The sequence below is a fragment of the Rhizobium acidisoli genome (genome assembly GCF_002531755.2).
Classification (GTDB): domain Bacteria; phylum Pseudomonadota; class Alphaproteobacteria; order Rhizobiales; family Rhizobiaceae; genus Rhizobium; species Rhizobium acidisoli.
In genome coordinates, this window is the sequence record NZ_CP035001.1 from 640,616 (window position 1) to 659,264 (window position 18,649).

16 protein-coding genes are annotated in these 18,649 nt (G+C 62.2%); 9 read left to right on the forward strand and 7 right to left on the reverse strand.

Features of this window, described 5'->3' with window-relative positions:
* Positions 1-10: 10 nt before the first annotated feature.
* The 3 genes from CO657_RS32120 to CO657_RS32130 all read left to right on the forward strand — a co-directional run bounded on the left by CO657_RS32120 (position 11) and on the right by CO657_RS32130 (position 2,345).
* Positions 11-1,273 (forward strand): YcaO-like family protein, encoded by a 1,263-nt coding sequence (locus CO657_RS32120; RefSeq protein ID WP_054184001.1) that lies wholly within the window; start codon positions 11-13, stop codon positions 1,271-1,273.
* Positions 1,270-2,013 carry a TfuA-like protein gene (locus tag CO657_RS32125; protein WP_012555396.1) on the forward strand — a complete coding sequence of 248 codons (744 nt, stop codon included), beginning with the start codon at positions 1,270-1,272 and terminating at the stop codon, positions 2,011-2,013. The genes CO657_RS32120 and CO657_RS32125 overlap by 4 nt, the downstream gene beginning before the upstream one ends.
* 65 nt (positions 2,014-2,078) lie before the next feature.
* Positions 2,079-2,345: a hypothetical protein gene (locus CO657_RS32130; protein ID WP_003594963.1), complete on the forward strand. Its 267-nt coding sequence runs from the start codon at positions 2,079-2,081 to the stop codon at positions 2,343-2,345.
* A gap of 32 nt (positions 2,346-2,377) precedes the next feature.
* Here the strand turns inward: CO657_RS32130 and CO657_RS32135 are convergent, their stop codons facing one another.
* From CO657_RS32135 to CO657_RS32145, 3 genes are all read right to left on the reverse strand, one after another.
* Positions 2,378-2,782 carry a helix-turn-helix domain-containing protein gene (locus CO657_RS32135; RefSeq protein ID WP_054184000.1) on the reverse strand — a complete coding sequence of 135 codons (405 nt, stop codon included), beginning with the start codon at positions 2,780-2,782 and terminating at the stop codon, positions 2,378-2,380.
* A 202-nt stretch (positions 2,783-2,984) separates the two neighbouring features.
* Complete coding sequence (locus CO657_RS32140) at positions 2,985-3,821, reverse strand: amidohydrolase family protein (protein ID WP_054183999.1); 837 nt, start codon at positions 3,819-3,821, stop codon at positions 2,985-2,987.
* Between the two features lie 76 nt (positions 3,822-3,897).
* Entirely contained in the window at positions 3,898-4,683 is a 786-nt protein-coding gene (locus CO657_RS32145; protein WP_054183998.1) for an IclR family transcriptional regulator, read from the reverse strand.
* 304 nt (positions 4,684-4,987) lie between these two features.
* Between CO657_RS32145 and CO657_RS32150 the strand changes: the two genes are divergently transcribed.
* Both CO657_RS32150 and CO657_RS32155 read left to right on the forward strand, forming a co-directional pair.
* Positions 4,988-5,722, forward strand: a complete 735-nt coding sequence (locus tag CO657_RS32150; protein WP_054183997.1) for an SDR family oxidoreductase — start codon at positions 4,988-4,990, stop codon at positions 5,720-5,722.
* 81 nt (positions 5,723-5,803) lie between these two features.
* Positions 5,804-7,081 carry an L-fuconate dehydratase gene (locus CO657_RS32155; RefSeq protein WP_054183996.1) on the forward strand — a complete coding sequence of 426 codons (1,278 nt, stop codon included), beginning with the start codon at positions 5,804-5,806 and terminating at the stop codon, positions 7,079-7,081.
* 64 nt (positions 7,082-7,145) lie between these two features.
* Here the strand turns inward: CO657_RS32155 and CO657_RS32160 are convergent, their stop codons facing one another.
* Complete coding sequence (locus CO657_RS32160) at positions 7,146-8,924, reverse strand: adenylate/guanylate cyclase domain-containing protein (protein WP_054183995.1); 1,779 nt, start codon at positions 8,922-8,924, stop codon at positions 7,146-7,148.
* Positions 8,925-9,337: 413 nt separating this feature from the next.
* Here CO657_RS32160 and CO657_RS32165 point away from each other — a divergent pair, with 413 nt between their 5' ends.
* Both CO657_RS32165 and CO657_RS32170 read left to right on the forward strand, forming a co-directional pair.
* On the forward strand, positions 9,338-11,920 hold the full coding sequence (locus tag CO657_RS32165) for a caspase family protein (protein WP_054183994.1): 2,583 nt from the start codon (positions 9,338-9,340) through the stop codon (positions 11,918-11,920).
* Positions 11,921-11,944: 24 nt separating this feature from the next.
* Entirely contained in the window at positions 11,945-12,601 is a 657-nt protein-coding gene (locus CO657_RS32170) for a tail fiber domain-containing protein (RefSeq protein ID WP_082366307.1), read from the forward strand.
* A gap of 660 nt (positions 12,602-13,261) precedes the next feature.
* Here the strand turns inward: CO657_RS32170 and CO657_RS32175 are convergent.
* Positions 13,262-14,866 carry an NHL repeat-containing protein gene (locus CO657_RS32175; protein ID WP_054183993.1) on the reverse strand — a complete coding sequence of 535 codons (1,605 nt, stop codon included), beginning with the start codon at positions 14,864-14,866 and terminating at the stop codon, positions 13,262-13,264.
* Between the two features lie 180 nt (positions 14,867-15,046).
* Here CO657_RS32175 and CO657_RS32180 point away from each other — a divergent pair, with 180 nt between their 5' ends.
* Together CO657_RS32180 and CO657_RS32185 are read left to right on the forward strand one after the other, a co-directional pair.
* Positions 15,047-15,637, forward strand: coding sequence for a hypothetical protein (locus CO657_RS32180; RefSeq protein WP_054183992.1), 591 nt, complete (start codon positions 15,047-15,049; stop codon positions 15,635-15,637).
* Between the two features lie 263 nt (positions 15,638-15,900).
* The gene (locus tag CO657_RS32185) at positions 15,901-16,692 is read left to right on the forward strand and encodes a hypothetical protein (RefSeq protein WP_054183991.1); all 792 of its coding nucleotides are present in this window, start codon (positions 15,901-15,903) and stop codon (positions 16,690-16,692) included.
* Positions 16,693-16,797: 105 nt separating this feature from the next.
* Here the strand turns inward: CO657_RS32185 and CO657_RS32190 are convergent, their stop codons facing one another.
* Together CO657_RS32190 and CO657_RS32195 are read right to left on the reverse strand one after the other, a co-directional pair.
* On the reverse strand, positions 16,798-17,793 hold the full coding sequence (locus CO657_RS32190) for a HupE/UreJ family protein (protein WP_097609952.1): 996 nt from the start codon (positions 17,791-17,793) through the stop codon (positions 16,798-16,800).
* Complete coding sequence (locus CO657_RS32195; protein WP_054183990.1) at positions 17,790-18,638, reverse strand: peptidyl-prolyl cis-trans isomerase; 849 nt, start codon at positions 18,636-18,638, stop codon at positions 17,790-17,792. The genes CO657_RS32190 and CO657_RS32195 overlap by 4 nt, the downstream gene beginning before the upstream one ends.
* Between the last annotated feature and the right edge of the window lie 11 nt (positions 18,639-18,649).

Here is an 18,649-nt window from a genome sequence, read left to right on the forward strand (position 1 = left end):
ACAGAAACGGATGTCTGTTTTCACCGATCTTGAAACGCTTGCCGGTGACCTCAAACGATCATCGGCCGGCGTCAGCGATTATCACGACCGCGCCGTCACGCCGGCTCAGACACTTGCGGCCATCAGGCCGCATCTGCGCGAATTCGGCATCACGCGCGTCGGCCTGTTGACCGCACTCGACGTCTTGAACATCCCCGTTGCCTTTGCGACGCGGCCGAACAGCCATACGCTCTCGGTCTTCCAGGGCAAAGGCATCGACAATGATGCCGCCATGACCTCGGCCGCCATGGAAGCGATCGAAACACGGATCGCCGAAATCCCGCCCGCCGACCTGACGCAGGCGACCGTCGCCGGTATGCGGGCGGAAAATGCCGCCATGATCGATCTCGACAATGTTGCCCGCTGCGCGCCCGACGAGATCGGCAGCGGACCCATTCCCTGGTGTTCCGGGCTCGACATCCTTTCCGGCAGCAGCGTCTTCGTGCCCTGGTGGCTTGTCGGCCTCGACCATCGCGGCGAAAGACCGCCGGGTTTCGAGCAGTCGAGCGATGGGCTAGCCTCCGGCAACACGCCGTCCGAAGCCGTCCTGCACGGGCTCTGCGAACTGGTGGAGCGCGACGCCTGGGCCCTGACCCAGCTGAAATCGCCCGAGCGGCTGAAGGAGAGCCGCATCGATCCCGCCTCCTTCGGCGACGCAGTCATCGATGTCATGACCGACCGGATCGCGCGCGCCGGCATGCGGCTGCTGCTCCTCGACATGACCACCGATATCGGCGTTCCCGCCTTTCTCGCCGTCATCATGCCCGGCAATCTTTCCGACCGTGTCGATGCACGCTGGGCCCATGTTTGCGGCGGCTGCGGCTGCCATCCCGATCCCGTGCGCGCCGCGCTGCGCGCCATCACCGAAGCGGCGCAGAGCCGGCTGACCGCAATTGCCGGCAGCCGCGACGATTTCTCGCCGCGCGTCTATCAGCGGCTCGACCAGAGCGCGGCGATGCAGCAGGTGGTCGAACTTTGCGAGGGTGGCGGCCGTATGCGCGCCTTCCAGCCGCGTCAGAGCCGCCCGGCGACGATCCAGGAAACCATCGGCCATATCGCCGGCCGGCTGGCGGCGACCGGCATCGAGCAGATCGTCGTCGTGCCGTTTGAGCACCAGGCTCTGCCGGTCTCCGTCGTCAGGGTCATCGTGCCGGGCCTGGAGGTCGATATCTCCGGCCAGTACATCCAGCTCGGCATGCGGGCGGTCAACACCATGAGGGGAGCCCAATCATGAAGGTGCTGTTCGTCGGTCCGAGCCTTGGCAGCGATCTCGCCGCGGTAAGAGCCACATCCCCTCGCATCGATTTCCGGCCGCCGGCTGCCTGCGGCGACATCCTGAAGGCCGTTCACGACGGCGCCACCGCCATCGGTCTCGTCGACGGATATTTCGGCGATCTGCCTTCGGTCTGGCACAAGGAAATTCTGTTCGCGCTCGAGCACGATGTCGCCGTTGCCGGCGGGGCCAGCATGGGCGCGTTGCGGGCGGCCGAATGCGCGCCGTTCGGCATGGTCGGGCTCGGCTCGATCTTCGAGGATTACGAGGCCGGACGGCTGCTCGACGATGAGGCCGTCGCGCTGGTGCATGCGCCGCAGGCGCTTGGCTGGCTGCCGCTCTCCGTGCCTTGGGTCGATTTCGAGCCGACGATCGAGGCGCTTCTGACCAGTGGTGAGATCTCGTCCAGCGAGCGCAAGAAACTGCTGCTTGCCGGCCGTTTCCTGCATTTTTCCGAGCGCACCTATGCCAAGGTCGTCGACGAGTGCCATTTCCGCAAGCCGCGCCGCGACCAGATCCTCGCCGCTGTCCGCCAGCATCGTGTCGAACGCAAGCGCAACGACGCCCGGCTGGTGCTGGATTGGCTGCGCCGGGACGAATTCCTGCCCGTCAACCGTGACTGGCGCTTTGCCGCGACCTCGCATTGGGAGCTGCTGCACGCCGAAGTCACGCGCAATGCGGTTCCTGTAACGCTCGAATAACGGTCACCGCGGAAAATGCATTGGTAATGGAATCGTACGGTTTCACGGCCAAAGGGGCGGGAACGATGTTTGAACAACGCAACGAAGGTACAGGCAGCGAATACGCAAGGATCTTCCGGCTGCTGTCGGCAGCCAAGGAGGAGGCTGAAAAGCTTCAGCTGCGGAATCTGATGCACCTGACGAACATGGCGCTGCTGCAGGTCGTGATCGATTGGGACGGCATAGATCCCGACAGGGAACTAGACGTCAATCTCGAGAAACTGCTCGGCAGCAAAGCCAAGATCGCAATGAAGGACGCCAGCGAGAATCTGATCCTGATCGATCGCCACTGACCCTCATGCGGATCGCCTGGGGGATAACCGGCCTATTCGGCCGCTTCGCCGTCCAACTGTTCGGTATGGGCAATCGCCTGGACGAGCTTCAGGATCTTCTTGCGAAGAGCTTCGTTCTTGATCGAAAAGAACGCCGCATTGAGAAGCACGCCTTCGCGCGAGATAATGAATTCCTCGCTGGGAGCCGGGTTGTCGTTGGCCGTATCGGGGGACGACAGATCGTCGAAAAATGTCCTGACGTCGACCTTCAGCGCGCCGGCGATTTCAACCAGCATGCTGGCGGAAACGCGGTTGGAACCCTTTTCGTATTTCTGGATCTGCTGGAACGTTACGCCGACACGGTCGCCCAGTTCCGTCTGAGATACTTTTCTCAATAGACGCTGGATACGGATAGTCTTTCCGACGTGAACGTCGACGGAATGCGGTTCTTCTTTCATTTTTTCCCTCCTGAGGACACGGACTGAAGTTATTCGCCAAATCCGTGTCAGACAACTTTTACCTGAGATGGCTAAAGCTAGCAATTGCTCGGCGGTAAGTCGTCCCAAACCGATACACTGCGTCGCTTCATCCTTACAGAAGCAAAAGACATGCCAGAGTAGCACTTTTGTAAGGCACAGCACATCATGTGATTTTGTGACGTCAAAGCGACCAGAGGCGCTGCGCATTGGCAAAAAGCAGCCTGGAGCGCTCCGCCTCGCTGCTGCCGGACAGCACGGCATGGGTCGCAGCGACCCAGGTGGAAAGCCCGCCGCCGAGCGTGCAGACCGGCCAGTCGCTGCCCCAGACGACGCGATCCCAACCGAAGCTTGCTATGACATGCTCGATATAGGGCCTGAGCGTCTGCGCCGTCCATGTCTCGGCATCGGCATAGGCAACGACGCCGGAGACTTTGCAGACGACATTCGGTCGCCTCGCGATCTCCGAGATGCCGGCCTTCCACGGCTCGTAGGCATCGGAGCGGATATCGGGCACGCCGCAATGGTCGAGCACGAACTGCACATCCGGGGCGAGATCGACGAGGGTTGCGACGCGGCCCGCCTGGTGCGGCAATGTGCAAAGGTCGAAGGTTAGGCCGCTGCCGCCGATGCGGCGGATGTTTTCGCGAAACAGGGCGCCTTCCGACACGTCGTCGGGCACGACATGCAGCACGCGGCGGAACCCCTTGACGAACGGATCGTCCTGCTGCCGCTCCAGGTACGCGGCAAAGCCTTCTTCCTCCGGCCGGCAAGAGACGATGGCGCCGGCAATCAGGCTGCCTGTCTTTTTGGCGATGCCGGCGATATGGTCGGTCTCGGCCTGCATGGCGGCGGGATCGACGTCGACCTCCATATGCAGCACCGTGGTGATGCCGCAGCGCCGCGCCTCGGCCGCGTAGGTCTCGTAGAGAAAATCATGATCGAGATCGGCCACCTGGGAAAGCCAGGGATAGGGCAGCGCCGAGCGATCGATAATGTGCAGATGAGTGTCGATGAGCACGCTTTTCTCCTCCAGGACAGGCTGTGCCGCACGCTATCCCTGGTGAATGGATTGTTCAAATAAAAATTGCCGCCCCTCAGGCTGGGCTTGCGACGTCGGCGCCGGCAAGCAGCGAAAGCTGGTGGGCCGCCTTTTGCACCAGCATGGTCGCTTGGCTGATATCGGGCGCGGTGGGTGCGTTGACAAGCGCGATGAAGGGGCAGGTAAGGGCGGCGATACAGCGCCCGTCCGGCCCGAGAACGGGCGCGGAAAGATTGTAGACACCCGATGTCTGGGCGCTTGCCATCATCTCGTAGCCGCGTTCGCGGATCTGGTCGAGACGATCGTAAAAATCGGGCCCAAGTTCGATCTCCGCGCGGCTGCGCACATGTTCCGAGATCATCATCTCCCGCTCCTCCGCGCTGCGGAAGGCCAGCAGCACGTGCCCCGAACCGGTGTCGAACAGGCTGATATGGGCGCCGATGCGGATCGAGAAGCCCCAATAGTCCGGCGCCTCCTGCTGGGCAATGACGACAGCCGCACCGCGGTCGAAGACGGCGAGGTGATTGGCCTGGCGCGTGCGCTGGGCGAGATCGCGCATCAGTGGCGTCGCATAGGAAGCAAGCCGGCGCACCGGCGTATGCAATTGCGCCAGGCCGAAGAGCTTCAGCGTCAGCGAATAACGGTCGCCATCCAGCCGGGTAACGTAACCGCGGCGCACCAGGCGGTCGAGCATGCGGTAGAATTCGTTGGGGCTGCGATCGAGCCGCTTGGCGATATCGGCCTGGGTGAGGCCGCTGTCGACGCCGGCGAGCAATTCCAGGATATCGAGGCCCTTGTCGAGCGCCGGAGCGCGATAGCGGTCTGACTCCTCGGTCTCCATTCCTTCCTCCTGTGAATATCATTCTGCATATACGCAGAACAGCAGCCGGAAAAGGAAAAGTTTGCGCTTGACCCTTGGCTAATCGTCTGTTTGTCTATAAACAGACAAATCATAGCTGAAGACGTGACTTGACATCCGGTGAGATCTAGCGCGCTTCCGAAACGAAACCAGGCGGCAGGCTGCCAGCATTCTCTTGCCGCAGGGCGGTCACAGCGCGCAAAATGGGAAAGGGTGAGCCCCGCCTTCGTCAGACAAAACGCATTCCATCGTTCCGCGCAGACAATTCCAGAAAAGGCCCCGTGACATGACAAACAGACTTTCCGGCAAGACCGTTCTCATCACCGCCGCCGGCCAGGGTATCGGCCGGGCGACGGCGACAGCCTTTGCCGCGGCCGGCGCCAAGGTCCACGCGACCGACATCAATACCGAGGCGCTGGCGACGTTAGCCGCGGAAACCGGCGTTTCCACCCATCAGCTGAACGTGCTCGAAGAGGATGCGGTGAAGGCCCTCGTCGCCGAGATCGGCGCGGTCGACGTGCTCTTCAACTGCGCCGGCTTCGTGCATGCTGGCTCGATCCTGGAGATGAAGGATTCCGATTTCGAATTTGCCCTCGACCTCAACGTCAAGGCGATGATCCGCACCATCCGCGCCGTGCTGCCCGGCATGTTGGAGCGCAAGGACGGCTCGATCATCAACATGGCCTCGGTCGCCTCCAGCATCAAGGGCGTGCCGAACCGTTTCGCCTACGGCGTCACCAAGGCCGCCGTCATCGGGCTGACCAAATCCGTCGCCGCCGATTATGTCGCCGAAGGCATCCGCTGCAACGCCATCTGCCCCGGCACGGTGGAAAGCCCGTCGCTGCAGGACCGCATGCGCGCGCAGGGCGATTATGACGCCGCCCGCGCCGCCTTCATCGCCCGCCAGCCGATGGGCCGGCTCGGCTCGCCCGAGGAGATCGCCGATCTCGCCGTCTATCTTGCCGGCGCCACCTACACCTCAGGCCAGGCGATCGCCATCGACGGCGGCTGGACGATCTGAGCCGATTCAGCGATGTGGCCCGGCACGCAGCCGGCCGATCCGGCCCCTCCTGCAGCCGATCCCGTTAACGGAGAATAGACCATGACCCGCATTACCGACCTTCGTGTCTTCGATCTCCGCTTTCCCACGTCGCAAAGCCTGGATGGGTCGGATGCGATGAACCCGGACCCGGATTATTCGGCCGCCTATGTCATTCTCGATACGGATACGCCCGATCTTGCCGGCCACGGCCTGACCTTCACCATCGGCCGCGGCAACGACATCTGCTGCATGGCGATCGAAGCGATGCGCCATCTCGTCGTCGGCACCGAGCTTGCCGAGGTGCTCGCCCATCCCGGCAAATTCTGGCGGCATCTGACCAGCGACAGCCAGCTGCGCTGGATCGGCCCGGAAAAGGGCGCCATTCATCTGGCGACCGGCGCCGTCGTCAACGCCATCTGGGACCTGCTTGCCAAACAGGCGGGAAAACCGGTCTGGCGGCTGGTCGCCGAGATGTCGCCTGAAGAGATCGCCGATATCGTCGATTACCGCTACCTCACCGACGTGCTGACGCGTGAGGAGGCCGTCGAGATCCTGAAGCGCGCCGAAACCGGCAAGGCCGAACGTATCGCCATCCTCGAAAAGGAGGGTTATGCCTGCTACACCACCTCGGCCGGCTGGCTCGGGTATGAAGACGAGAAACTGCGCCGCCTTTGCCAAGAGGCGATCGACGCCGGCTTCAACCATATCAAGATGAAGGTCGGCCGCGACCTGGAAGACGATATCCGCCGCCTGAGGATTGCCCGCGAGGTGATCGGTCCCGATCGTTACCTGATGATCGACGCCAACCAGGTCTGGGATGTCGGCCAGGCGATCGACTGGGTCAAGGCGCTTGCCCCGGCCAAGCCCTTCTTCATCGAGGAACCGACAAGCCCCGACGATGTCGCCGGCCACCGCAAGATCCGCCAGGCGATCGCGCCCGTGAAGGTCGCGACCGGCGAAATGTGCCAGAACCGCATCATGTTCAAGCAGTTCATCGCCGAGGGCGCGATCGACATCGTCCAGATCGATTCTTGCCGGATGGGCGGGCTGAACGAGGTTCTCTCGGTGCTGCTGATCGCCGCCAAATTCGGCCTGCCGGTCTGGCCGCATGCCGGCGGTGTCGGCCTTTGCGAATATGTCCAGCATCTGTCGATGATCGACTACATCGCCGTCTCGGGCATCAAGGACGGCCGCGTCATCGAATATGTCGATCACCTGCACGAACACTTCCTCGACCCCTGCCGGATTGAGAACGCCGCCTATATGCCGCCCTCTCGGTCGGGCTTCTCGATCGAGATGAAACCGGCCTCGATCAGCAACTATACGTTTCGGGGTTAGCGCCGCGCTGCATGGGGGCGTCGTGCGGGATCGGGTATTAACCGCCGCCGATACGGCGGCATGCTCATCCCGGCAAACCAGCGAGCCTTAATCCCTCGCGGAGCCGCATCACATCATGCTCGTCACTCAGATACGAGACATCGACGAGCCAGTTGACGTAGTCGGCGGGACCTGCCATCGACGCTCCGCACCATCTTGTCGCAACCGCATCAAGAAAGATTTGTCCGCACTTCTTGGCATCATCGATCCGACCGAGGTGACCGTAGGCGGCTGCGCGCCATGCCATGTCGCGCGGCTCTATCTCGGGCGTGTCGAACGTTCGCTGCTCCAGTAGCGCCGCGGCTTCGCTGTATCGTTCCACAAGGAACAGAAGACGGGATTTGTAGTAATTGTACCAACGGGGATGGAGCGGGTTCAGCCGGTACGCGACCTCGGCGCCGGCCAAGCCTTTGAGCGGCTGCCCCAGTGATCCCTGCATCCACGCCCACAGGATCAGAATGGTCGCATCATTGGGATTCATCGCCTTTGCGAGGTCGAGATGATGCTCCGCCCTTTTGAAGTCTCGCCAGGTCAAACAAATGTAACCCAGAGTGCACTGCACCCGGGGATCGCTCGGGTCGAGGGCGAATGCCGCTTCGGCGGATCGAAGAGCCTTGATCCGGTTATCGTCCCGTTCCCTGGGGATACCGAGGCCGCCGTCCGAGGCGCGGTTAAGGTAGATATAGGCGAGACCGGTATGGGCGCGTGCGAAGGTAGGGTCCGCCTTGGCAGCGCTTTCAAACAACGCCTCGGCGCGCTCCTGGGCTCCCGGCCGGAAGTCGTCGGAGAGGCGGTTGCCCTGTAGGAAGAGATCGTAGGCTCGCATGTCTTCCAGGCGGCGTCTTCGGGAGGTGATCTCGTTGTCGTCGATGACGCGTTGGGCGACCATGGCCACGATGCTGCGGGCGATCTCTTCCTGGGTAGAGAAGATATCCTCCATGGACGCATCGTAGCGCTCGGCCCAGCGATGAGTGCCGCCTTTCGTTTCGACAAGCTGCACCGTGATCCGGATCCGGTTGCCCGATCGTCTGACGCTACCCTCGACCACGTAATCCGCGCCGAGAATGCGACCGATCTCCCGCAAGTCACCCGTCCGGCCGCCCAACGCGAAGGACGAGGTTCTTGCGATCACCATGAGTTCGGTGAACCTGGCAAGCTCGATGATGATGTCTTCGGTCATTCCATCGCTGAAATACGCCTGTTCAGGGTCACCGCCCATGTTTTCAAAGGGAAGGACGGCGATGGCTGGGCCGGTGGATTTTGGGGCGCTCGCAACGGCAAACTTCGCTCCGCTCAACGGCAGATGATACGCCTTTATAGAGCGCGCGATGTTCTTCAGGCGTTGCTCGCCCACGTACTCGATCGTGGCGTCGATTTTGCCCTGCAGATGTTCATAGGCTGCACCGGAGATCAGAACATCTCCCGGCGGGCACATTTGCTCCAGTCGCGCCGCCACATTGACGCCATCCCCTAGGATGTCGTCACCGTCTACCACGACGTCGCCGAGATTGATTCCGACGCGAAAGACGATCTTGCTGGTGGCATCGACGAGACGCTGTTGGCTCGCCACGGAATTCTGCATGGCGACGGCACAGGAAACAGCTTCGACCACGGAGGTAAACTCCGCGACCAGACCATCGCCCATGAGTTTGACGACACGTCCAGCATGAGCGGCGATGACCGGACGTATCGACGACGTCATCAAGCTGCCGAGAGCCGCAAGCGTTCCGTTTTCGTCCGCCTCGACTAAACGCGAATAGCCGACGACGTCCGCTATCAGAATAGCTGCGAGCCTTCTCTGCAAGTGTTGCCCCCCAAAGGACCGACGAATTCGAAACGACTATAACACCTATGGCTAGTCGAGAACGGCAAGGAAAACCATCGCAATGAGACGGCATTCTTGAGGAAACGATATCTGGCGGCTGCATGAGCTCAGTGCGCGGCGTCAAAGCTGACCGAGGAAGGGCCCGAAGAATAGGTCATCAGAATTGACGTATCGGCTGCCGGCCGCAGGCTAATGTCTTGACGCCGACAGTCTTTCCCGCAGCCGACGGGCTTCCAATCTGACGGGACTGCTCCAATTCACTTGGAGGCGGGCGAAGCTTGCTTTTTTTAGCAGTGAGGAATATTTTCAAACGGTGAATGCGGAGGGGGCCCAGCACCAGCAGGCCAGCAAATTTTATTGAACTTAAACAATAGAATGTTTGCGATCGAGCCATGCCGAAGTTTCATCACATCCGGAGACTATGCGCCTATCTGCTGACCATCGCAGCAATACTGCTGTCGACGGCCACCGCATATGCCGCCATCACCGAAGGTGAAAACGGCCGCCGCGTCGCGCTGGTCATCGGCAACTCGGTCTATAAGACACTGCCCTCGCTTCCCAATCCCGCCAATGATGTCGAAGAGGTGGCGACGACGCTGCGCGCGGCCGGTTTCGACGTGACGATCGGCGTCAATGTCGACCGCATCGGCCTTGAAGATACGGTGCGCCGGTTTCTGCGTTCGACCAGCAATGCCGAGGCCGGCCTGATCTATTATTCGGGGCACGGCATCCAGGTCGGCGGGCAGAATTTCCTGGTGCCGGTCGATGCGACATTGGAGACGCCCTATGACGTCGAGACGCAGACCATGCCGCTCGACCTCATCCTCAACCATCTCAAGCAGAATTCGCGGGTGCAGCTGATCTTCCTCGATGCCTGCCGCAACAATCCCTTCAACGCCCAGAAATTCTGGATGGCGGAAAAACTGGAGCCGGTCGGCGCCACCCGCGGCCTTGCCCGCATCGACAGCGATCTCGGCAGCCTGATCGCCTTTTCCACCGAACCGGGCCAGGTGGCGCTCGACGGTACCGGTGCGCTCAGCCCCTATTCCGAATCCTTCATCAAACGCGCCAGCGAACCCAACAAGGAAATCCGCCAGGTCCTGACCGATGTGCGCCGCGACGTGATCGCCATGACCAACGGCAAGCAGGTCCCGTGGGAAAACTCCTCGCTGATGGACAGCTTCTATTTCATTCCGGCGCCGCCGCCGCCGAGCGTCGAGGCGATGCAGCAGGTGAGCGTGCCGGAAGGGGCTGCCGCCACGAAGCTGACGATCGCCCCGCCGCATGACGAGACCGGCTCGGCGCTGCTCGTCACCCTCAACCAGCTGCCGCAGACCGGCAAGCTCAGCTTCGACGGTAAGCCGGTCGAACAGGGCGCCAAGATGCCGGCCGCAGCGCTGACGGCGCTGACCTATGATTCATCAGGCGTTAACGCCGGCACCGTCGGCCTGATCGGTTACACCGTCAGCGATCCCTACGGCCAGGCGACGCAAGGCGTCGTCGCGATCACCGTCTCGGCGGATGCCGGCGCCAAGCTCGCCCAGCTCGAACAGCAAAAGCAGGTGCGGCTTGCCGATGCGGATGCCTATTTGAAGGCGCTGCCGCGCGACGTCGACACGACGATCGGCGTCGGCCCGGTCGAGGCCGGCCTGCCTGACGTACCGGCATCGGCCACCGAGATGACCTTCAAGGTCGCGGCCCTGCCCGACAAGGGCACGCTGCGCGCCGGCGACCGGGTGATCGGGCTCGGCCACGTGCTTGAAGCCGCCGATATTCCAGCCCTTTCCTACGAGCCGGGGATCGGCACCGAAACCCAGCCTCTCGCCCTGACGCTGCAGGCCGCCAACGACGACCTGCCGCCCGCCACCATCACCTTTAAGCCGACGCTCGACGCCTGCGACACCGCCGCCGCCGCCCCCCTCGACCTGCAGGGCGTCACAGCAGGCAAGCTGCCGAACGAGATTGACCCCGATGAGGCCCTGCCGGCCTGCACCGACGCGATCAAGGCCTATCCCAAGGTGGCGCGCTTCGTCTACCAGCTCGGCCGCGCCCAGCTTGCCAACCGCGACACCAAGACGGCTTTTGCGACGATCAAGAAGGCGATGGATGCCGGGCATGTCCGGGCGATCGAGCAGCTTGCCAGCCTGTATATCGTTGGTGCGTCTGTGCCGGCCAATCCCGCGAAAGCGAATGAAATTGTCCAGGCAGGAGCCAAGAAGAACGACCCTTACGCACTATACGCCTATGGCAAGAGCCTCTTCTATGGACGCGGAATTAAGGCCGATACCCAGCAAGGTCTCAAGCTCATGCTGCAATCGGCTGATCTCGGCCATACATTCGCAATGAACGAACTCGGCTATATTTTCCTCAATGGAGTCAACGTTCCCGCCGATCCGGAGCGCGGCATTCGTTTCTACGAGGCAGGCCTCGAACGCAACGATATCTATTCAATGAATAACCTGGCCTTGGTTTACCGGTTCGGAAAAGCCGTGCCTCAGGATCTCAACAAAGCGCTGGAGCTTTTCACCAAAGCAGCAGAAGGCGGCCAGCCTTATGCGCCGACCAACCTCGGCCGCATGTACAGAGACGGCATCGGCGTTGTCGCCGACAAGTCGGCCGCGATAAAGTGGCTGGAGATGGGCGCAGAACGTGGTGACTACTGGGGAGCGCTCGACCGCGCCAGACTAGCAAAGGACGAGGTCGCAGACCCGGAGAGCACGGCAATTGCGGCGCGTTATTTTGCGCTCGCAACCGCCGTCAACATGCCGAGAACAGGGGATCCGAAGAACCAAGCTCTAGCGGGACTCAAGTCACTACCTACTGCCGCGAAGAAGAAAGCAGAGGCAAGCTTTGTCGCCGAGCTAAGTGCTCAGGAGCAAAAAGCACTTCCCAAGTCAAAGTCGCTGGATGACAGGCTCGTCAAGCTCGCCAAAGCGACATGGGTCAAGCGAAATCCAAGGTACGATCTCTTCTAAAAAGGCGACATGGGGGCGCCCTACATGAACAGCAATCCAATCATCCGCGTGCTAATGTGCTCGACATTCATCGCAGGCTCAGGCGCAATCCTGCAGAGCTGCATCTTCGATCCTGGCGCCCGGACATTGTTCGCCAGTGAAGAACCGACCGTCAATACACAGCCGACAGCGAAAAAACGAACGCCCACCGTCAGAAGGGTAGCCGCCAGGAGCAATGAACCGGCTTTTGTCCGCTCTGAAAATGGTTCTGGTGGAAATTCCAGTTCTGGCGGTGGCATGGGGGGCGGCTCTGACTCTGGGGGTTCAGACAGCGGTGGCCCCAGTGGGGGGTGGGACGGTTCAGATCGCCGCTTGAAGACGCAAGTTCGTCGCATCGGCACCTCACCCTCCGGAATTCCAATCTACGCATTCCGCTATGTTTGGGGTGGCCCGCTTTTTATCGGAACAGTGGCCCAGGACTTGCTTTTGATCCGGCCTGACGCAGTCATGCAGACTGCGTCAGGGTATTATATGGTGAATTATGCAGATCTCGACATCGATATGGTTTCTCTAGAAGAAGGTATTTCGCTGGCTACGTCAGGAGCGAGCGCCATAGCGGTAGCGCTCTCGGTTAACGCCGCAAGCTGCCGCCGACGGAAACAAGCCGTATCTTCAGAAGGTTTCGTTCTCTCCGCAGTATGATCGAGAAAGCCGTCGACTGACCCCACAAGACTCCGGTGAGACGCGGAGTCTTGGTTTCCTGCCAGATCAGTGACAAACGACGCTGTTTGGACGCTTTACACCTTTTACCCTAGTCGATGTCCGGACAACCATCGCTTTCGGGCCGCGATTTGATCAACCTCAGGCATCGCGGCATCATCACCTCAGGCCCCTAGCTGCGGCTGGCGCCGACAGTGCCGCGCATCTGAAAACACGAGGTAGGTGAGTGAGTTCGGCGGAAACGCATCCCCCAAGCTCCGTCATCCTCGGCTTTGAGCCGAGGATCCACGCCACAACCGCTGGTGGATGTGGTGTGGATGCTCGGCTCAGGGCCGAGCATGACGGAGAACGAGGTGGCGGAAGAGGCAATCACAGCGTGGACACCCGCGTTAGGAAGGTGGTTCGCACGCCTCAGATAGCAAGACGCGACCCCAGTTCGACCACGCGGCTGACCGGCAGGCGGAAGGAATCCGAGGCCCATGCCGCAACCGCCGGTGGCGGCCGCGTGGATTCTCGGCTCAAGGTCTGGTATGACCGAGAACGAGGTAGCGGAAGTGGCAAATCACAGCGTGGACACCCGCGTCAGCAATGTGGTCCGCTCGCCTCCAATAATAAGGTGCGATCCCAGTTTCCACCACACCTTTACCCATCCAGCCCCTTGAAGCGCACCGGCTGGTAGCCGCGCATCAGCAGGCTGCCGAGCGAATAGGTGTTGCGGCAAACGCGGCCCTTGCAGGCGTTCGGCGAGGCCTCCATCACTTCCACCTTCCTATCGGCGGTGAAGCGCATGAACAAGAGCACATGCGAGCCCGGCTTGTTCAGCGCGTCGCCCGGCCGCATTGACCAGGGGTCGGAGAGGCGCTTGGTGATGCCGGGAATGGCGCGCGTCGTCACGTGCATCTTCAGGCCCCAGGCGTCGCTGACGAAGCCGGAGCAGTCGACGCCGAGGATATTGGATTGCGGCGCGCTCTTGGTGCAGACATTGCCGGCGGTCTGGCCCTTTTCGACGCCGTCCATGAAATCCTCGAGCCGGGTCTTGCAGCCCCAGCAATAGGGAACGCCCTTCACCGTCTGGCCGCGCTTGCCGATCAGATAGATCGGCCGGCGCAGCCGGTTCATGTTGATGCAGCCGGGGCCCGGGTCCTTGCCATAGGCGGTTGATGTCACCAGCCAGTTCAGCGTCTCGAAGCCGATCGCCCGCTCGATGACGTCGCTGCGCGACTTCGGCACGATCGCCAGTTTCGGCGCCTTGCCCGGCTTGCCGGCATTGAGCGGTTTTGCCGGCCGCGCGACGGCAAGCTTTCGGCCAGGGTCGCGGCCGTCGAGCCGCAGCACCTGCGCCCGGCTTTCCTGCGATTTGAGATAGAGCACGTCGCCGCGCGGACCGATCGCCACGAAACGCCTGGAAAAGACCGTGCCGGGGTCGATCGGCAGGTCGTAGACCCGGTCGATCGCCCCGTTCGGCGCGAAGCGCACCACCAGCATGCCGGTGCGCTCCGCCTGATCGGCGGGAACGAGTTCGACCAGCGCATAGGGTCTGCCCGTGGTGTCGATGTCGAGAAGTTCGACGGTGCCGATGCGGCCCTCGGCAGTCAGTGGCAGCGACAGGAAATTCTCCTCCGAGCTGCTGCGTCGCAGCAGGATCTCCGCCTTGTCGTTTGCAGCCGAGACTTCGGCGACGATATCGCCGAGCCCGCGGCTCGGCACATATTGAATGACCGGCGGGCGGGCCGCCGGCCGGCTGGTGCTGCGGCCGATCTCGTCGACGATGCTGTTCAGCGGCCCCGGCGGCACCGAGCCCATCGAGGCGAAGACCGAGCGGGTGTAATCGTCGGCATCGCCGCCATCGACCGCGCGCAGCGTCTGCGACCTTCCATCGGCCTCGGTGGAGCGTTCGAGCGGCACGACACCGTCCGACCAGAGGTAGAGTTCGTTGTGGACGACGGCGAGATCTTCCGGGGTGGCATTTTCCGGCAGCGGCAGGATTTCGGGCTCGGCCTGCGAGCGCTCGGCGTCGATGGCGAGCACGCGGCCATTGTTCTGGTCGAGAATATAGATGGTGCCGTCGTCGCCGACGGTGATCGCCGCAGGTCCCGATGCCTCGACTTCCTCACTGGCGGAAATAATGCCGACCGAGCGGCCGCCATCGCCGCTGCGAAGCTCTATAATCGTCGTGTCTTTGGCAAAAACCGGCGAGGCGACCGCAAGTGCCGCGGCAATCAGAATATGCGACCCAAAACTACGCATGTCCTCGACCCCCGAACAGGACGATGTCAGGCCGGCTCGGCCTTCTCTGACCGTCAAGTCTTCGAAATGGTAAGATAGATGCGCCTTGTCAGCAAGCCGTTGCTTTCCAAACGATTTGGAGATTGGCGCCGGCGATAGTACAAGAACATCGTCTCGAAGATTTGCTGGCGGGAAATGCTTATGCTGGAATGGAACGGTGACGAACTGGCGCTCGATATCAGCCTGCTGGAGCAGGTGCGCGCCGCAAGGATAGGCTTCTCCGATCGCGTCTGCGCCGCCTCGCAAAGCACCGATGACAAGCACCTGGCGCAACTGCGCTCCGAGCCGACCTATCTGATGGCCGAATTCCTCTATTCGATGAAGGTCTTCGGCATCAACACGGCAGAGGATATCGAGCGCTTCGCCGATCTGCACAATGATTACGTGGTTTCGCTCACCCGCGATCCGGCCAAGCTGCAGCGCCTGGGGCTGTCGCAGGATCGCGCGCTCGCCTCGATGTTCACCGCCGACACCAAGCCGCGGCTGATCCAGAACTGGGCGGAGAAATCCGGCGCCATCGACCAGTCCAATCTCGCCCGTTTCCTGGTGGCGGTTATGTCGAGCGAGACCTGCCGCAAGACGCTGATCGATTTCGAGACGGCCGGCTTCATGCAGCGCAAGCGCTCGCCCTATGGCACCATGGTCGTCTGGTCGACGGGAACGATCGAGGAGATCTTCGGCGAAATGCTGCGGGACCTGCGCCTCAGCCTGCAGCAATTGAAGATCCTCTGACCCGGCGCCAAAGCAACGGATTGAAGCATTCGGCTGGCGCAAAAGGAGCCCGCAGGATCGACCGGCGCCTCGGTCAAGTAACGCGCCCCTTCGATTGTCGAAGATAGTGCAAAACCAGGAAAAACCCGGAAAACTGTAGCCCGGCAGCGACGCTATAATACGGCGTCTCGAAAATTGTTTGGCCAAATCGCGGGTCTTCGAGCATGATCGGATGGGATGCCAATCTAGTTTGTTCGCGGGGGCGAACATGATCGGGGGACTTCATGAAATCTCGCTTGAAGCGCACTCTGGCAGCCGTCGCGGGCTGCCTCCTTGCCGGCGGCGCCATGGCAGCGGACATCCGCTCGCCAATGACGCCGGAGGTTAAGCAGACCACGACGGAAAGCGGCTGGACATTCTCGTTCGCGCCATACTTGTGGATGGCGGGCCTGTCAGGAGATGTCGCCCAGTTCGGGCTGCCGGAGGTGCATGTCGACGCGAGCTTCAGCGAGATCTTCGATCATCTGGATTTTGGTGCCATGGCGATCGGGGAAGCCCGCTATGGCCCCTACAGCATTGTTGGCGATGTGATGTACACGAAGATTTCGGGTCAAGCCGGCACCCCGAAAGGGTTTCTAGCAACCGATGTCGAGCTCTCGAGTGAGACCTTCGCAGGCTTCCTCGGCGCCGGTTATGCCGTTTTCGAAGACAGTTCCGCGCGGCTGGATGTCGTCGGCGGCCTGCGTGTCTGGTCCGTGGAAAGCGAGCTTTCCTTCCACGGCGGCATTCTGGACGGGCGCTCCAGAACGGATAGCGCAACCTGGGTGGACGGCTTGGTCGGCTTCAAAGGCACCTACGCCATTACCCCGGAGGTCTACCTGACCGGCTGGGGACTTGTCGGCGCCGGCGGCGCTGACCTCGATTGGGACGTTGCCGCTGCGATCGGCTACCGGTTCGCCGACAACGTCTCGGCCGTTGCCGGGTACCGCGCGCTCGGGGTGGATTACAGCAACGACGACTTTGTCTTCGACGTCGTCCAGCAGGGCCCGATGTTGGGGCTGGTGATACACTTCTAATGCATGTCGCCTGGAAGTGTGCAGCGGTTCCGGGATAACGACATGCATCAAAACAAAGAGCTAAAGCGCGGCCGGTTCCGGCCGATCCTTGCTCGGCGCCATCTCTCATATCCCGAGACCGGCGATCCTGGGAACGAGCCACAACATCGACGCCGTCCCGATCGCGTAGGCGCCGAGCCGGCGGGTCGGCGCCGGCGGCAAGGCGACGAGAGCGGCTCCGATCCTGAACAGGACCAGTATCGCCGCAACGAAGATGAGCTGCCCCGCCTCAACGCCCAGGTTGAACGCCAAGAGGCTCAGCGGCACGTCCGATTGCGGCAGGCCGGTTTCCTTCAATGCGCCGGCGAAGCCGAAGCCGTGCAGCAGTCCGAACGCGAAGGCCACGAGCCAGGGATAGCTCTCGGACAGCCGCCTCTCGCCCGGTTCCGTCTTGACCAGTTCGCGCGCCACAAACGCAATGCTGAGCGCGATCGTGGCTTCCACCGGCCTTTGGGGCAGGCTGAAATATCCAAGCGACGCTCCAGCCAGTGTGATGCTGTGGGCGATCGTAAACGCCGTGATGGTCTTGAGCAGCATCCAGCGGTTTCGGATGAGCAAGATGAGCGCAAGCACGAAGAGCAGGTGATCGAGGCCGGAGAGAATGTGGTCGACGCCGAACAGGAAGTAGGTTCGCGCCACTTCGATGCTCGTCTGCGTGCCGGCCGCCACGAAGCGCGGCCGATCGGGCAGGAGGCGCGCAAGCTCGGTATCTCCACTCGCATATTCGATGCGCACCAGCGCTTCGGTCAGCGTCGACTTGAGGCCGTCGATGCTGATCTCGCCGCCTTTCAGGCCGCCCGCGCAGGCGACGTTCCAGCGCTCGAAATAGGCGCCCTGCTCGATCGACCGAACCGGCTCGGAATTCTCCGCGCAGGCGGCCGGCAGCCGCGCATGAAGCCCGAGGCGCATCTCGCCTTGCGCCGGCACCTTCCAGACGACGGCGAACGTGTCGGTGGCGGTTTCGCGCATGTCGAGATAGGCCGGGCGGACTTCGTGCGCCTGGGCTGCCGCCGCAAGCAGCACGGCGAGCAGGACGGCGAATATTCTGCCGATCGGCTTCACCGGCCGGTCTCCTTGCCGGCAAGGCTCTCGATCGTCACCGTGTAACCCCCGAGAAGCTTCGCAAATTGCTGGTCTTCGAGTTCGCTGCGCCTGGCGTTCGTCCACTCCCGCGCGACGGCGTCACGCACTTCACCGAGCGAGGGCGTACGGTCGGGCACACGCTCCGTCACCCGCACGAGGTGCAGCCCGAAACCGGACACGACAGGCCCGATCCATTGATCGAGGGGTGCCTGGTCGAGCGCCTTGGCGAAATCGGCCCCGAAGGTCTGCGTGATCGAAGCGCTGTCGGAGAGCGCAGCCTCGGGCGGCAGCAGCGTGGCGTCGCCGAGCAGCGAGCGGTTCGCCTTCGGATCGGACAGCAGAATCTGGAGGATGGAGCCGGCGTCCTCTCTGGCCCGGCCGCCGTGCCGCTGCGGGCTCAGGAATACCTGCTCGAAGGCCAGCATGCCCTCGATCCTGAATGCGTCGGCGTTGCTGGTGAGATAGGCTTCGAGTTCCGCGTCGGTCGGCTCCAGCGCCTCGGCGTCCGCCGTGTTCAGGAACTCCATCTTCTGGCGAAGGCGCCGCCTGACCACGGCATCGTCCCTGTCGAGCCCGAGGGCGAGCGCCTGACGGACGAGGACTTCCTCCTTCACATAATCGTCGATCAGCCCCTTGAGCTCGGCCGCGCTCGGCGGACGCTGCCAGGTCTTGGTGAATAAGGTCGCCATCTGCTCGATCTTCGGCGCGGTAACGACGATTCGTTCCTGCCTTTCGCCGGCGCCGACCAGCGCGTAGCCGGCGAAGATCGCAAGCGCGAGCGCCAGAAAATGCACGAGGGGTTCTTTGAGAACGCGCTTCAGCACCGGTTTTCTCG

Bases quoted from the DNA above. Each gene is read 5' to 3' on its own strand.
- CO657_RS32170 (WP_082366307.1), top strand. From the start codon at position 11,945: ATGAACAGCAATCCAATCATCCGCGTGCTAATGTGCTCGACATTCATC.
- CO657_RS32180 (WP_054183992.1), top strand. From the start codon at position 15,047: ATGCTGGAATGGAACGGTGACGAACTGGCGCTCGATATCAGCCTGCTG.
- CO657_RS32135 (WP_054184000.1), bottom strand. From the start codon at position 2,782: ATGAAAGAAGAACCGCATTCCGTCGACGTTCACGTCGGAAAGACTATC.
- CO657_RS32185 (WP_054183991.1), top strand. From the start codon at position 15,901: ATGAAATCTCGCTTGAAGCGCACTCTGGCAGCCGTCGCGGGCTGCCTC.
- CO657_RS32120 (WP_054184001.1), top strand. From the start codon at position 11: ATGTCTGTTTTCACCGATCTTGAAACGCTTGCCGGTGACCTCAAACGA.
- CO657_RS32165 (WP_054183994.1), top strand. From the start codon at position 9,338: ATGCCGAAGTTTCATCACATCCGGAGACTATGCGCCTATCTGCTGACC.
- CO657_RS32175 (WP_054183993.1), bottom strand. From the start codon at position 14,866: ATGCGTAGTTTTGGGTCGCATATTCTGATTGCCGCGGCACTTGCGGTC.
- CO657_RS32130 (WP_003594963.1), top strand. From the start codon at position 2,079: ATGTTTGAACAACGCAACGAAGGTACAGGCAGCGAATACGCAAGGATC.
- CO657_RS32150 (WP_054183997.1), top strand. From the start codon at position 4,988: ATGACAAACAGACTTTCCGGCAAGACCGTTCTCATCACCGCCGCCGGC.
- CO657_RS32155 (WP_054183996.1), top strand. From the start codon at position 5,804: ATGACCCGCATTACCGACCTTCGTGTCTTCGATCTCCGCTTTCCCACG.
- CO657_RS32145 (WP_054183998.1), bottom strand. From the start codon at position 4,683: ATGGAGACCGAGGAGTCAGACCGCTATCGCGCTCCGGCGCTCGACAAG.
- CO657_RS32125 (WP_012555396.1), top strand. From the start codon at position 1,270: ATGAAGGTGCTGTTCGTCGGTCCGAGCCTTGGCAGCGATCTCGCCGCG.